The following is a 14,695-nucleotide window of genomic DNA, read 5'->3' as shown; positions in this document are numbered from 1 at the left end:
GGCATCCGCTCGCTCACTCCTCGAGCGGCTCGTCGCTGAAGGACCCCTCCCACACCGCGCGGCTTCCCGCCTCGCCGATCCGCACCGTGGTCCAGACCGCACCGATGCCGACGCCGACGGTCGCGACGAGCAGGAGGACCGCGATCGCGACGCGCGCGGGACTCCGTCGCGCGGGCGTGGACACGCCGCGCGCGGCGGCGACCTCCGCATCGGTCACCCGACGAGTCGAGGCGCGTTCGACGAGCGCGAGCGCACCGATGAGGGCGGCGACCACTGCGAGCGCGACGACCCACGGCAGGATGTCCTCGCCCTGGTCCGCGTGCTCCTCGATGAGCGGCGTCTCGGGGACCCGCTCGACGAGCCACTCGCCGGCCTCCACGGTGAGCCACGTCAGCCCGAGCAGCACGACGGCGCCGACGAGCGTCGGGATCCAGAGCACGCGCCGTGCCGCCGGCCAGGCGGCGAGCACGACGAGGAGAGCCGAGAGCAGCGGGACTCCGACCACGACGACGTGCACGAGCAGCACGTGCATCGGCAGGCCGGCGACCTGGAAGTCGAAGAGCTCGCTCATCCGGCGATCACGCGATCCCCGTCGACGCTGACCGGCACCGACGGAAGCGGCTCGAGCGCGGGCCCCTGCTCGACCTTGCCGGTCGCGAAGTCGAAGGTCGAGCCGTGGCACGGGCAGATGAGCGCCGCCCCCTCGGGCGCGACCGTGCAGCGCTGGTGCGTGCAGATCGCGCTGAATGCCACGACCTCGCCGGCGGTCGGCTGCGACAGCAGCACCGGCTCGCCGCCGATCGTGGCGCTGATGCTGCCGCCGACCGGGATGTCGGCGAGCGCCGCGACATCCTCGCCGGCGGCAGCCGTCGGCGTGCCGTCGCCGCCGGCGTCGGTTCCTGTGCCGGAACCACCGGCGCCGTCGGAGTCCGAGGGCGCGCAGCCGGCGAGGATCAGCGCGCCGCCGAGCGCACCGGTCCCGCCGAGCGCGAGCGCCGTCCGGCGCGAGAGTTCGCGGGCATCGTCCATGGTGGTGCCTCCCTCTTCGGGCCGCGGGGGCGCGGCAGTGGTGCCATTCTGCGGCACATCGCGCGGCGGATGGCGCATTCGCCGTGATCCCTCAGGTCGCGCGGCGGACGCAGGTCAGCCGAGCGCGGCCGGATCGGGCACGCGCACCATGCCCTCCTGTGCCACGCTCGCGACGAGCAGGCCGTCGCGTGTGTAGATGCGGCCGAGCGAGAGGCCCCGGCCACCGGCGGCCGACGGCGAGTCCATCGTGAACAGCAGCCACTCGTCCACGCGTGCGTCGCGGTGCCACCACATCGCGTGGTCGAGGCTCGCGACCTTCAGGCCGGGGGTCGCCCAGGCGACGCCGTGCGCGCGCAGCACGGGCTCGAGGATCGAGTAGTCGCTCGCGTACGCGAGCGCGGCGCGGTGTTGGCGCAGGTCGTCGGGAAGTCGGCCGTAGGCCTTCATCCAGACGACCTGATGCGGCACCCGCTCGCCCTCGACGGTGAGGTAGACCGGCGATGGGATGTGTCGGACGTCGAACGCGCGCTCGCTCGACCAGTACTTGGCCACGTCGTGCTCGAGGTGGCCGAGCACATCTGCGGTCGACGGCAGCGACTCCGGGTCGGGGAGGTCGTCCGGCATTCCGATCTGGTGTTCGAACCCCTCGTCGCGAGTCTGGAACGAGGCGATGAGCGAGAGGATCGGCAGGCCGTGCTGGAACGCCTGCGTCCGTCGGGTCGAGAACGACCGGCCGTCGTGGATGCGGTCGACCGAGAACGTGATCGGGTGCTGCACGTCGCCCGGTCGGAGGAAGTAGCCGTGCATCGAGTGGATCGGCCGCTCGTCGGGCACCGTGTGCGTCGCCGCGATGATCGACTGGGCGAGCACCTGACCGCCGAAGACTCGGCCGAGCGGCATCCACTGCGATGGGCCGGTGAAGATGTCCTCGTCGGTGCGGGCGCCGGTGTCGGTGAGGCGCAGCGTGCTCAGCAGGCCCTCGATCGAACCGCTCATCGTTCCTCCGTCTGGTCGGTCGGCCGTCGTGCGGCCGATCGGCGGGTGGGCGACGGGCGGTGCCGCGGCGCTCTCTCGGTAGTCTAGACAGGCCATGGTCCAGCAATTCACGCTTGCCGACAGCCTGTCGCTCGGCGATCTGCACACCTACCTGCAGCGCGCGTCGCGCGTCGAGGACGGCTCGGTGCGCCTCGTCGCAGCGAACGGGATACTGGCCGTGTACACCGCCATCCTGTACCCGCGCGGCATCCTCGACGAGAGCCCGACCGTGCTCGGGCTCCGGACCTTCGAGCTGTTCGAGACGGACGACTTCGACGTCGTCGTGCCGATGCGCTCCGTCGTCGACCGCATCGTCCGTGCGCGCGGCGAGATCGGCGAGGACGACGAGTCGCGCCCGGTCACCATGACGAGACCCCCGGAGGTCAATACGGTGACCTGGGCGGGCATCTCGCCGCCGCGGGGTGGATGGCGACCGCTCGGCGAGACGGATGCCGCGACGCTCGAGCGCGCCGCCCGCGGAGGGATCGACGAGGTCGCGGCCGCCATCCCCGACGGCACCGGCGAACAGCTCGTACAGCGCGTGCGTTCCGAGGTCTGGGGGCGCGGCATCGAGGGTCTCGAGTACGTGCCGGCCGGTGCGGCGTTCGCGGCATTCAGCCTCGGCTTCCTCGGCGACGACTCGACATCGCTCTTCGAGACCGGACCGTGGACGCGCCTGAGCTCCCGACGGGGGCACGTGCTCGTGCGACGCAAGGCCTGGACGCTGAAGGCGTAGCCGCGGGGTCCGACGGCGCCGCGTCCGACGCCGACGCCGAATCCGACGCGGCCGACGCGAACGGACGCCGGGTGACCTCAGCCGGCCGCGATCGCGCGGCCCGCGGCGCGACCGGTGAAGAGGCACCCACCGAGGAAGGTGCCCTCGAGCGCCCGGTAGCCGTGTACGCCGCCGCCGCCGAAGCCCGCCGCCTCGCCGACCGCGTAGAGGCCGGGAACCGGGCGGCCGTCGGCGCCGAGCGCCCTCGAGTCGAGGTCGGTCTGGATGCCGCCGAGGCTCTTGCGCGTGAGGATGTGCAGCTTCACCGCGATCAGCGGGCCCGCCTTCGGATCGAGGATGCGGTGCGGCGGTGCCACGCGGATGAGCTTGTCGCCCCGGTAGTTCCGGGCTCCTCGCACCGCGGTGAGTTGGAGATCCTTGGAGAACTCGTGCTCGACCTCGCGGTCGCGCGCGACGATCTCGCGCTCGATGCGATCGGTGTCGAGAAGCTCGCCCGGGGAGAGCCGGCGCATGCCGTCGAGCAGTTCGGGCAGCGTGTCCGCGACGACGAAGTCGGCGCCGTGCTGCTTGAACGCCTCGACCGGGCCCGGCGCGCCGGAGCCGAGCCGGTCGGCGAGCAGCCGCAGGTCCTTGTTGGTCAGGTCGGGGTTCTGCTCGCTGCCGGAGAGCGCGAACTCCTTCTCGATGATCCTCTGGGTGAGCACGAACCAGGAGTGGTCGTGACCGGTGCGCGCGAGGTGCTCGAGCGTGCCGAGCGTGTCGAAGCCGGGGAAGAGCGGTGCCGGCAGTCGCGCCCCGGTGGCGTCGAACCACATCGATGACGGCCCGGGGAGGATGCGGATCCCGTGTCGGGCCCACACCGGATCCCAGTTCGTGATGCCCTCGGTGTAGTGCCACATCCGGTCGCCGTTGACGAGGCGCGCACCGGATGCCTCGGCGATGCCGAGCATGCGTCCGTCGACGTGGGCGGGGACACCGGAGAGCATCTCGGCCGGTGGCTCGCCGAGCCGCTCGGGCCACGCCGCACGCACCAGGTCGTGGTTGCCGCCGATCCCGCCCGACGCGACCACGACCGCGGGCGCGCGGAGCTGGAATTCGCCGACGACGTCGCGATTCGAGCCGACGCCGCGCTCGACGTCGTCGGGCGCGAGGCGTGCGCCCCGTACACCCACGACCGCGCCGTCCTCCACGACGAGCTCGTCCACCCGGTGGCGGAATCGCAGCGAGACGAGCCCGGCCGCCTCACCCGCGCGCACGCGCGCGATGAACGGCTCGAGGACGCCGGGTCCGGTGCCCCAGGTGATGTGGAACCGCGGCACCGAGTTCCCGTGCCCGACCGCCATCCCCGCGCCCCGCTCGGCCCAGCCGACGACCGGGAAGAACCTCAGGCCCTTCTCACGGAGCCACGACCGCTTCTCGCCGGCCGCGAATTCGAGGTACGCCTCGGCCCACCGCCGACCCCACTCGTCCTCGTCGCGATCGAAGCCGGCCGTGCCCAGCCAGTCCTGGCGCGCGAGGTCGAGCGAGTCGCGGACGCCGAGGCGTCGCTGTTCGGGCGAGTCGACGAGGAAGAGTCCGCCGAACGACCACCACGCCTGCCCGCCGAGGCTCGCCTCGGGCTCCTGGTCGAGGATCGCGACGCGCTTGCCTGCGTCGACGAGCTCGGACGCCGCGACGAGGCCGGAGAGGCCCCCGCCGACGATGATCGCGTCGAACTCGGTGCGCGCGGGCGATGCCGCGGGGGGAGTGGTCGGGTCGGCCACGTGGGACTCCTTCGTCTCGGGCGGGGGCGGCATCCGGTTCAGGGGCGCGGATGCCTCGGGGCGGGCGTCGGGCGATGCAGGCGGCGCACTGCGCTCGGGCTACTCCTCGAAGGTGTTCACCATCGCGAACGCCGCACGCTGGAGATAGTCCCACAGCGTCGCCTCCGCGACGGGCGGAAGGTCGAGCGTGTCGACGGCCGCACGCATGTGGGCCAGCCATCGATCGCGCGCCTCGGGATTCACCTTGAACGGCTGGTGCCGGAGCCGGAGCCGAGGGTGGCCGCGCTGCTCGCCGTAGGTGGTCGGTCCGCCCCAGTACTGCTCGAGGAACATCAGCAGGCGCTCCTCGGCGGGGCCGAGATCCAACTCCGGGTACATCGGCTTCAGCACCGGGTCGCCGGCGACGCCGCGGTAGAACTCGTGCACGAGTCGCGAGAAGGTCTCGTGGCCGCCGACCTGGTCGTAGAAGCTCGGCGAGGGCAGGTTGTCGGGCAGGCTCACGGCGTGTCCTTCGGGCTCGTGTCGTCGGTCGTGGTCGGAACGCTCCCCGTGCCGGTGACGGTGTTCGCGGCGCGCATCGCGCGGAGGAGGCGCTTGCTCGGCGCCTTCCGCTCCACGACGGGACTCGGTTCGGTCTTCGGGGGCTTCGCGCCCTTCACGCGCGTGACGCCGTCGAAGCCGGTGAGCACGACGCTCGAGAGGCTCGGCAGGGTCAGATCCATCGCGTCGAGCGTGCGCTTGAGTCGCATCCGGAGTTCACGGGCGACGTCGTCCTTCGCCGAGGTCCGCACCTTCATCACGATCCGGATGACCATCGCGTCGGACGAGACCGACTCGAGTCCCCAGATCTCCGGCTTCTCGAGCACGCGCGAACGCCACTTGCCCGAGCGGGCCATCTCGTTCGCGGTGGCGAGCATGGCCGCCTCGACCTCGTCGACGTCGGCGGTGTAGGGCACCGCGAGGTCGATGATGACGCGGGCCCACCCCTGCGACATGTTGCCGACGCGCGTGATCTCGCCGTTGCGGACGAACCACAGGGTGCCGTTGACGTCGCGCACGGACGTCACGCGGATGCGCACCTCCTCGACGATCCCGGTCGCGTGCCCGAGGTCGACGATGTCGCCGACGCCGAGCTGGTCCTCGACCACCATGAACATGCCGTTCAGGGCATCTTTCACGATGTTCTGCGCGCCGAAGCCGAGGCCGGCGCCGATCGCTGCCGAGAGCAGCGTGAACGAGCCCAGGATGTCGGGGGCGAGGACCTGGACGACGAGGAGCACCACGATGACGGCGATCGTGACGTTCACGATGTTCGTGAGCACGGATCCGAGCGTGCGCGTCCGCTGGACGACGCGCACCGCCTGAAGGGGAGATGCGGCGTTCAGTGCCTGGGTGTCGGTGACGTCCTGCTTGCGCTTGACGCCCGTGACGATCTGGTTGACGGTGCGGCGGATCGCGATGTGCAGGATCCAGCGCACGAGCAGCGCGACCGCGACGATCACGGCGATCGTGATCACGTTCGACAGCACCTGGCCGTACCAGGTCTGCCAGAACCCGTCGACCTGGACCCAGATGTCGACCTGCTCGGTGTCGGTCTCTTCGAACGGGCGCATGATCCCCGAATTCTACTGAGGCCGAGCGGTGCGGAAGCTGGATGCACCGACGACACGCGGCCCGCCGCGGCCCGAAGCGGGCGGACCGGCGGGCCGCGTGCGGGCAGCCTCAGCCGGCGGCCGCCGCGTCGCGATGGCGCGCGGCCAGCGCCCGTTCGAGCTCGCTCAGCTGCTCGGCGACGAGTCGGTGCAGCGGCGCCGGCTCCGCGTGGGCGTCGAGCCAGCTGCGCACGCGGCGCGCGAGCCCGGGGTCGACGACGGGCGCAGGGAAGAGCCGCCGCACGATCAGCGAGGCCATCGTGTAGCTCCGCTCCGCCCACACCCGGTCGAGCATCTCGAGGTAGTCGTCGGCGGTACCGGCGAGCAGCGCCGGATCCGTCGTTCGCTGCCAGCCGTCGGCGATCGCGCGGGCGAGGTCGTTCGACAGCGACGTGTCGGTCGCGACGCGTCGCCACGCGGCATCCTTCAGTGCCTGGTCGGGTCGCGCGGCACGCGCGGTCTCGGCGAGCTGACGGCCCTTCGCGGTGTCGTCCGCCGCGAGCGCCGCGTCGATCTCGCCGTCGGATGCCGCGCCGAGCGTCGCCCGGGCGATCGTGATCTCCCACCGCAGGTCGAGGTCGACGTCGAGCCCCGACAGCCGGGTCTCGCCGGACGCGAGCGCCTCGAGGACGTCGGCATGCGCGGGCACGCACGCGAGTCGCGTGAACGCCTTCACGAACTGCAGCTGCGCGTCGGAGCCCTCCGGAGCGAGCTCGGCGAGCGCCCAGACCGCGTCGGCGGCTTCCTCGGCCAGCACGTCCCGGTGGTGGTCGGCGAGGTAGCGGGACGCGGCGAGCTCCAGCCGGGAGAGGGCGAGGCCGCGCGCGGCGGACTGCGTCTCATGCCCGACGTTCGCCACGACGAGGCGCACGAAGTCGGAGGCGGGGACCTCCGCGTCGCGCACGCCGTCCCAGGCGGAGCCCACGATGACGGCTCGTGCCACCGGGTCCACGACGTCGGACAGTCGGTCGCGTGCGACCGCGAACGACGGCTCGTCGAGCCGTACCTTCGCGTAGGTCAGGTCGTCGTCGTTCACGAGGAGGAGCGCCGGGCGCGACCGTCCGACGAGGTCGGGCACGTCGGTCGACGCGCCGTCGATGTCGAGTTCGACGCGGTGGATCCGCTCGAGCCGGCCGTCGACGTCGTCGTACGAGCCGATCGCGACGCGGTGCGGCCGGAGCGTCGGGTGCGACGCGGCCGCCGTCTGCTCGACGCGGGCCGCGGTGATCAGCCCCGCGGCATCCGTCTCGACGATGAGGCGCAGCGTGTTGACGCCGGCGGTCTCGAGCCACTTCGCCGACCAGTCGGCGAGGTCGCGTCCGCTGGCGCGCTCGAGTTCGACGAGGAGGTCCGACAGGGTCGCGTTGCCGCCTCCGTGCCGGCCGAGGTAGGCGCCGACGCCGCGCTGGAAGGCGTCGAGGCCGACCCACGCGACGAGCTGCTTCAGGACCGATGCGCCCTTGTCGTACGTGATCGCGTCGAAGTTCACCTCGACGTCGCCGAGGTCGTGGATCTCGGCGACGATCGGGTGGGTCGAGGGCAGCTGGTCCTGCTCTGCGGCGTGCGTCTTCTCGTCGGTCGCGAAGGTTGCCCAGACATCGGTGAACTCGGTGACCCGCGACGTCGCGAGGGTCGACGCCCAGGTCGCGAACGACTCGTTCAGCCAGAGGTCGTTCCACCAGCGCATCGTGACCGAGTTGCCGAACCACATGTGGCTGAGTTCGTGCAGCACGACGATCGCGCGCTGCTCGCGCCGCGCGTCGGACACGCGCGAGCGGAACAGGTAGCCCTCGTTGAACGTCACGGCGCCGACGTTCTCCATCGCGCCCCAGTTGTACTCGGGCACGAAGACCTGGTCGTACTTGCCGTACGGGTAGGGCACACCGAAGGCGTCCTCGTAGAACGCGAGACCGCCCCGCACGAGCTCGAACATGACCTCGGGCTCCGCGTACTGCGCGAGCGACGCACGGGTGAAGACGCCGAGCGGGACCTCGCGGCCGTCGCGACTCGCCGCGGACGAGTGCCACGACGCGTACGGTCCGGCGATGATCGCGACGATGTAGCTCGAGATCACCGGCCCGGTCTCGAAGGCCCAGACCGCGGTGCCGGATGCCGCGGGGTGCGGCTCGGGCGAGGGAGCGTTGCTCAGCACGCTCCAGTGGTCGGGCGCGGTGATCGTGAAGCGCACCGACGCCTTGAGGTCGGGCTGGTCGAACACGGCGTAGACGCGATTGGCCTCCGCCACGGCGAACTCGGTGTAGAGGTAGGCCTCGCCGTCGACCGGGTCGACGAACCGGTGGAGCCCCTCGCCGGTGTTGGTGTACTTGCGCGTCGAGACGACGAGCAGCTCGTTCTCAGCCTCGAGGCCGTCGAGCCGGATCCGGTAGCCGTCGGAGACGGATGCCGCGTCGAGCGGCCGGCCGTTCAGGACCACCTCGTGGAGTTCGGCGGTCGTGGCCTCGATGAAGGTCGAGGCGCCCGGCGTCGCGGTGAAGCGGACGAGCGTGTCGGAGCGGAACCGGCCGCTCTCGTCCGTCAGGTCGAGCGTGACCTCGTACGCGGCGGAGCCGAGGAGCGACGAGCGCTCCTCGGCCTCCGACCGCGTCAGATCGGGGCGGGCCGACATCACCCCTCCTGCGCGTCGCGCGCCTGCGCGGCGAGCGCGCGGTCGACGCCGGCGAGCTTCTCGACGACGAGTCGGCGCAGCGCGGACGGAGCGTCCGGATGCCCGTCGAGCCAGGCGCGGCTCGCGTCGGCGAGGGCCCGGCTCGCGAGCGGCGACGGGTAGAGCCCGTCGACCAGCTTCTCGGCGATCGCGTAGCTGCGTGCCTCCCAGATGCCCTCGAGCATGCCGAAGTAGCGTCCGATGAAGGCCTCGAGCAGCGCCGGGTGCGACGCGCGGACGAACCCCTCGGCGGTGTCGCGCACCACCGAGTTCGACGCCGTGTCCGAGTCGACGATCGACGCCCATGCACGTTCCTTCGCCTCGGAGGTCGGGATCGCCGCGCGCGCCTTCGCGGCGGCCTCGCGACCCGTCACCGTGTCGTCCTCGGCGAGGCGCGCGCCGATCTCCGCGTCGCCGGCGCGGCCCGCGGCGGCCAGCGCGATGAGCAGCTCCCAGCCGAGGTCGGTGTCGACCGCGAGGCCGTCGAGCGAGATCGTCCCGGCGTACAGCTCGTCGAGCGCGTCGAGGTTCGACCCGTGCTCGGCGATCGACGCGAAGGACTTCACGAACTGGAACTGGGCGTCGCCGCCGGCCTCGGCCTCGTTCGCGAGCTCCCAGAAGCCGTCGGCGAGGAGCCGGAGCATGTCGGCGCGGCGGGTCGGGTCGGTGTACGCGCTCGCCGCGAGGATCGAGTTGGCGAGCACGATGCGGAGCGTGGTCGACTCGGTCTCGCTCGCGATGTTGCCGAGCACGAGCGCGAGGTAGTCGCTCGCGCGGGTCTCGCCGTCGCGCGTGGCGTCCCAGACCGAGCTCCACACGAGCGCGCGCGCCAGCGGGTCCTCGATCTCCGACAGGTTCGCGAGCGCGACGCCGTGCGAGGCCGCGTCGAGGCGGATCTTCGCGTAGGCGAGGTCGTCGTCGTTCAGCAGCACGAGGTCCGGGCGCGCGAGGCCGACGAGCTCGGCGACCTCGGTGCGCTCGCCGTCGACGTCGAGTTCGACGCGGTGGTCGCGCACGAGCTTGCCGCCGGTGAGGTTGTAGAAGCCGATCGCGAGGCGGTGCGGCCGGATCGTCGGGTGCTCCTCGATCGCGGACTGCAGCACGGCGAACGAGGTGATGCGGCCGTCGTGGTCGGTCTCGATCTCGGGGCGCAGCGTGTTCACGCCCGCCGTCTCGAGCCAGAGCCGGCCCCAGCCCGACAGGTCGCGGCCGCTCGCGGACTCGAGCTCGGCGAGCAGGTCGGCGAGGGTCGTATTGCCCCACGCGTGCTTCCGGAAGTACGCCGAGACGCCGGCGAAGAACTCGTCGACGCCGACCCAGGCGACGAGCTGCTTCAGCACCGACCCGCCCTTGGCGTACGTGATGCCGTCGAAGTTCACGAGCACGTCCTCGAGGTCTCGGATCTCCGCGACGATCGGGTGCGTCGACGGCAGCTGGTCCTGCCGGTACGCCCAGGCCTTCTCCATCGAATTGAACGTCGTCCAGGCGTTCTCCCACTCGGTCGCCTCGGCCGTGGCGATCGTCGACGCCCACTCCGCGAACGATTCGTTCAGCCACAGGTCGTTCCACCACCGCATCGTCACGAGGTCGCCGAACCACATGTGGGCGAGCTCGTGCAGGATCGTCACCACGCGGCGCTCGCGGATGGCGTCCGTCACCTTCGAACGGAACACGTAGAACTCGGTGAACGTGACCGCGCCCGCGTTCTCCATGGCGCCCGCGTTGTACTCGGGCACGAAGAGCTGGTCGTACTTGGCGAACGGGTAGGGAACGCCGAACTTCGCCTCGAAGTACTCGAAGCCCTGCTTGGTCTTCTCGAACACGTACTCTGCGTCGAGGTACTCCGACAGGCTCCTGCGGGCGAACACGCCGAGCGGGATCACGCGGCCGTCAGCGCTCGTCAGTTCGTCGCGCACGACGTCGTAGGGCCCGGCGATGAGCGCCGTGATGTAGCTCGAGATGCGCGGCGTCGGCTCGAACGCCCACGTCTTCGCGCCGTCGTGCGCGTCGATGGGCTCGGGCGTCGGGGAGTTCGACACGACCTGCCAGTGCGCGGGCGCGGTCACCGTGAAGCGGAACGCGGCCTTCAGGTCGGGCTGCTCGAACACGGCGTACATGCGGCGCGAGTCCGGCACCTCGAACTGCGTGTAGAGGTACACCTCGTCGTCGACCGGGTCGACGAACCGGTGCAGTCCCTCTCCCGTGTGCATGTAGCGCCCGTCGGCCACGACGGTCAGCTCGTTCTCGTCGTCGAGGTCGTCGAGCCGGATGCGGACGCCGTCGCTCACCTCGGCCGGGTCGAGCTCGCGACCGTTCAGGGTGACCGAGTGCACGGCCGCGGTGATCGCGTCGATGAAGGTCGACGCACCCTGCCGGGCGGCGAAGCGCACGGTCGTCTCCGACCGGAACACCTCCGGGCCGGTGGTGACGTCCAGCCGGACGTCGTAGTCGTGCACCGTGACGAGCGCGGCGCGCTCCTCGGCCTCGATGCGGGTGAGGTTCTCTCCAGGCACTCAGGTCTCCATCTGCGTCGAACGGATGCGTGGCCCGGCGTTCGTGGCGCGGGCAACCCGATCAGCCTAGCCGCGCCGCATCCGGCCCGGGAGGGGGCCCGCGATCCCTAGACTTGGCGCATGCGCATCCACATCGCGACCGATCACGCCGGCCTCGAGTTCAGCCGGACGCTCCAGGCGCACCTCACCAACGGCGGGCACGAGGTCGTCGACCACGGGCCCGCCGAGTACGACGCGCTCGACGACTACCCGGCCTTCTGCATCAACGCCGCGCTCGCCGTGGCGCGCGATCAGGCCGCGGGCGTGAAGACGCTCGGCGTGGTCTTCGGCGGGTCGGGCAACGGCGAGCAGATCGCCGCGAACAAGGTCGCCGGCATCCGTGCCGCCCTCGTGTGGAGCATGGACACCGCGATCCTCGCGCGCCAGCACAACGATGCGAACGTCATCTCGATCGGCGCCCGCCAGCACACGGTGGAGGAGGCGATCCGCTACATCGACGCGTTCATCGCCGAGCCGTTCTCGGGCGACGAGCGGCACGTGCGCCGCATCGGCCAGCTCGCCGAGTACGAGGCCACGGGCGACATCGCCGGCAAGGGCGTCGACGTCGAGGGCTCGACCGGTCGCGTCGTCGGCGCGACCGCGGAGTAGCCGGTGCCCGAGGGCCACTCCGTCCACCGCATCACCCGTCAGTTCGAGCGCAACTTCGTCGGTCGCCTCGTGCGCGCGTCGAGTCCGCAGGGCCGCTTCGCCGAGGGTGCGGCAGACCTCGACGGGCGACGGATGACGGATGCGCGCGCCGTCGGCAAGCAGATGTTCCTCGGCTTCGAGGGAGACCGGTGGCTGCGGGTCCACCTCGGCATGTACGGCGCGTGGGACTTCGCGGGCGACATCCTGATGGACGCCACGATCGCGTCGTCCAACGGCCGCATGGGGCAGACGAACCAGAAGGGCACCTTCCTCGACGGCCCAAACCCCGATGCGGTCGTCCTCGACGCCGCGGGCGAGAACTCGATCACCTCCATCGGCGCACCGCGCCGCACGCGACTGCGGATGTCGGAGTCGGAGAAGGAGGGCGCCGAGCTCGAGGCCTTCCCGCCCGAGCCGATCGGGCAGGTCCGCGTGCGCCTGCTCACCGACACCGTCGTCGCCGACCTGCGCGGCCCCACCGCGTGCGAGGTGCTCGACCCCGCGCAGGTCGAGGCGGTGGTCGGCAGGATGGGCCCCGACCCGCTGCTTGACGACGGCCCCGACGCCGAGGAGCGCTTCACGAACGTCGTGCGGCGCAAGCCCACGCCCATCGGCCTGCTGCTCATGGACCAGAACGTCGTCTCGGGCATCGGCAACGTCTACCGCGCCGAACTGCTCTTCCGCGCTCGACTCAACCCGCACACGTCGGGCCGGCTCGTGCCCGAGGAGACCGTGCGCGAGCTCTGGCACGACTGGGCGAGGCTCCTGCGCGTCGGCGTCGAGACGGGCCAGATGATGACCATGGACGGCCTCGAGGGCGAGGCGTGGCGCGCCGCGATGTCGAACCGCGACGACCGGCACTGGGTCTACAAGCGCGAAGGACTGCCGTGCCGCGTCTGCGGCACGAACATCGTCCTCGAGGAGATGGGCGCACGGAAGCTGTACTGGTGCCCGAACTGCCAGGCGTAGGAGCGGAATGAGCGACGACCCGACCATCCCCGACTCGCGCGAGCCGATGATCCTCGCCGGCGGGCGCCTGCCCGGCGAGGCGCTGCCGGTCGACCTGCACCTCGACGGCGGTGTGGTCCGCACCGTCGCACCCGCGGGCAGCGTCTCCCCGGCGCCCGGCGCCCGGCGTCTCGAGCTCGGCGGTCGGTGGATCGTCCCCGGCCTGTGGGACCGCCACGTGCACCTCTCCCAATGGGCGATGGTGTCACGGCGACTCGACCTCGGCGACGTCGGGTCGGCGGCCGAGGCGGTCGCCCTCGTCGCGGCATCCGTCGACGGCGGGGCCGACGAGGTCGTCGGATTCGGATACCGCGACGGACTCTGGCCCGACGCGCCGACGATCGCCGCGCTCGACGCGGTCTCGGGCGACGTCCCCGTCGTACTCGTCTCCGCCGACCTGCACTCCTGCTGGGTGAACCGCCCTGCGGCGCGGCGCCACGGGCTCGACGAGCAGGCGGGGGAGAGCGGCGTGCTCCGCGAGGACGACTGCTTCCGGCTCGTCCGCGAACTCGACGACCTCCCCGACGACGTGCTCGACGCCTGGGTCGACGAGGCGTCGCGCGCGGCCGCTGCGCGGGGCGTCGTCGGCGTGGTCGACCTCGAGATGCGCTGGAACCGCGACGACTGGGCGCGCCGCGCGGCGCGCGGCGCCGACTCGCTCCGTGTCCGGTTCGGCATCTACACGCGAGACCTCGACCGCGCCCGAGCCGAGGGCCTGCACTCCGGCGACGAGGTCGCCGGCACGGCCGGACTCGTCCGTGTCGGCCCGTACAAGGTGATCACCGACGGTTCCCTGAACACGCGCACCGCATGGTGCGTCGACCCGTACCCCGGTCTCGGATCCGACCAACACCCGCACGGCGTCGTGAACGTCCCGTACGACGAGCTCGTTCCGCACCTCCGGCACGCGGAGCGGATCGGACTCGTGCCCGCCGTCCACGCGATCGGCGACCGCGCCAACGAGCGCGCGCTCGACGCGCTCGAGGCGGTGCGGCCCGGCGGATGGCAGGGGCGCGCGACGATCGAGCACGCGCAGCTGCTCCGTCGCGACGACCTGGCCCGCTTCGCCGCGCTCGGCATCGTCGCGAGCGTGCAGCCCGAGCACGCCATGGACGACCGCGACGTCGCCGACCTCTACTGGTCCGGGCGCACCGATCGCGCCTTCATGCTGCGCGACCTCGCCGCGGCGGGCGTGGAACTCGCGCTCGGCTCGGACGCGCCCGTCGCACCCCTCGACCCGTGGATCGCGATCGCCGCGGCCGTCGGGCGCTCGCGCGCAGGGCGCGAGCCGTGGCATCCGGAGCAGCGCCTCGACGCTCGTGCCGCGCTCGCCGCCTCCACCGACGGCGTCGGCGCCGAGGTCCGCGAGGGGATGGCGGCCGACCTCGCCGTCGTCGAGCTCGACCCGCTCGCGGCATCCGTCGACGAACTGCGGGGGATGCCGGTGGCGCTGACGCTGCTCGGCGGACGCGCGACGCACGACGCCCTCTGAACCGCCTGCGCGGCAGCCCGCCTCCGGTGCACCCCCGCGCCGACGGGGGCGAACCCCCGTGCCGATCGGGGTGGCGGTCGGCTGGGGCGCGCGCGTATCGGCCGCGAGGCTCGAA

The 14,695-nt window shown here is 71.9% G+C and carries 12 protein-coding genes; 4 read left to right on the top strand and 8 right to left on the bottom strand.

Annotated features, from left to right (window positions below):
* Positions 1–13: 13 nt before the first annotated feature.
* From ACIQH8_RS12250 to ACIQH8_RS12240, 3 genes are all read right to left on the bottom strand, one after another.
* Positions 14–571, bottom strand: a complete 558-nt coding sequence (locus tag ACIQH8_RS12250) for a hypothetical protein (RefSeq protein WP_400998983.1) — start codon at positions 569–571, stop codon at positions 14–16.
* Complete coding sequence (locus ACIQH8_RS12245) at positions 568–1,029, bottom strand: Rieske (2Fe-2S) protein (protein ID WP_400998981.1); 462 nt, start codon at positions 1,027–1,029, stop codon at positions 568–570. Before ACIQH8_RS12245 ends, ACIQH8_RS12250 begins: the two co-directional genes overlap by 4 nt.
* Positions 1,030–1,143: 114 nt before the next feature.
* Positions 1,144–2,025, bottom strand: a complete 882-nt coding sequence (locus tag ACIQH8_RS12240; RefSeq protein ID WP_400998979.1) for an acyl-CoA thioesterase — start codon at positions 2,023–2,025, stop codon at positions 1,144–1,146.
* Positions 2,026–2,119: 94 nt separating this feature from the next.
* Between ACIQH8_RS12240 and ACIQH8_RS12235 the strand changes: the two genes are divergently transcribed.
* Positions 2,120–2,800: a hypothetical protein gene (locus ACIQH8_RS12235; protein WP_400998976.1), complete on the top strand. Its 681-nt coding sequence runs from the start codon at positions 2,120–2,122 to the stop codon at positions 2,798–2,800.
* Positions 2,801–2,877: 77 nt separating this feature from the next.
* Here the strand turns inward: ACIQH8_RS12235 and ACIQH8_RS12230 are convergent, their stop codons facing one another.
* The 5 genes from ACIQH8_RS12230 to pepN (ACIQH8_RS12210) all read right to left on the bottom strand — a co-directional run bounded on the left by ACIQH8_RS12230 (position 2,878) and on the right by pepN (ACIQH8_RS12210) (position 11,393).
* Positions 2,878–4,563 carry an FAD-binding dehydrogenase gene (locus ACIQH8_RS12230; protein ID WP_400998974.1) on the bottom strand — a complete coding sequence of 562 codons (1,686 nt, stop codon included), beginning with the start codon at positions 4,561–4,563 and terminating at the stop codon, positions 2,878–2,880.
* 99 nt (positions 4,564–4,662) lie between these two features.
* Positions 4,663–5,046, bottom strand: coding sequence for a globin (locus tag ACIQH8_RS12225; RefSeq protein WP_400999817.1), 384 nt, complete (start codon positions 5,044–5,046; stop codon positions 4,663–4,665).
* A gap of 14 nt (positions 5,047–5,060) precedes the next feature.
* The gene (locus ACIQH8_RS12220) at positions 5,061–6,176 is read right to left on the bottom strand and encodes a mechanosensitive ion channel family protein (protein ID WP_400998971.1); all 1,116 of its coding nucleotides are present in this window, start codon (positions 6,174–6,176) and stop codon (positions 5,061–5,063) included.
* Between the two features lie 109 nt (positions 6,177–6,285).
* Entirely contained in the window at positions 6,286–8,841 is a 2,556-nt protein-coding gene (gene pepN, locus ACIQH8_RS12215) for an aminopeptidase N (RefSeq protein WP_400998968.1), read from the bottom strand.
* The gene (gene pepN, locus ACIQH8_RS12210) at positions 8,841–11,393 is read right to left on the bottom strand and encodes an aminopeptidase N (protein WP_400998965.1); all 2,553 of its coding nucleotides are present in this window, start codon (positions 11,391–11,393) and stop codon (positions 8,841–8,843) included. The genes pepN (ACIQH8_RS12215) and pepN (ACIQH8_RS12210) overlap by 1 nt, the downstream gene beginning before the upstream one ends.
* 120 nt (positions 11,394–11,513) lie before the next feature.
* Here pepN (ACIQH8_RS12210) and ACIQH8_RS12205 point away from each other — a divergent pair, with 120 nt between their 5' ends.
* The 3 genes from ACIQH8_RS12205 to ACIQH8_RS12195 are packed head-to-tail and all read left to right on the top strand — an operon-like array spanning position 11,514 to position 14,580.
* On the top strand, positions 11,514–12,041 hold the full coding sequence (locus ACIQH8_RS12205) for a ribose-5-phosphate isomerase (RefSeq protein WP_400998963.1): 528 nt from the start codon (positions 11,514–11,516) through the stop codon (positions 12,039–12,041).
* 3 nt (positions 12,042–12,044) lie between these two features.
* Entirely contained in the window at positions 12,045–13,049 is a 1,005-nt protein-coding gene (locus ACIQH8_RS12200; RefSeq protein ID WP_400998960.1) for an Fpg/Nei family DNA glycosylase, read from the top strand.
* A gap of 7 nt (positions 13,050–13,056) precedes the next feature.
* Positions 13,057–14,580 carry an amidohydrolase gene (locus ACIQH8_RS12195; protein WP_400998957.1) on the top strand — a complete coding sequence of 508 codons (1,524 nt, stop codon included), beginning with the start codon at positions 13,057–13,059 and terminating at the stop codon, positions 14,578–14,580.
* Positions 14,581–14,695 lie beyond the last annotated feature (115 nt).

This window comes from Agromyces sp. GXQ0307 (genome assembly GCF_044769845.1).
GTDB lineage: Bacteria > Actinomycetota > Actinomycetes > Actinomycetales > Microbacteriaceae > Agromyces.
The sequence above is the reverse complement of the archived record's forward strand: the minus strand, read 5'-3'. Positions and strand labels throughout refer to the sequence as shown.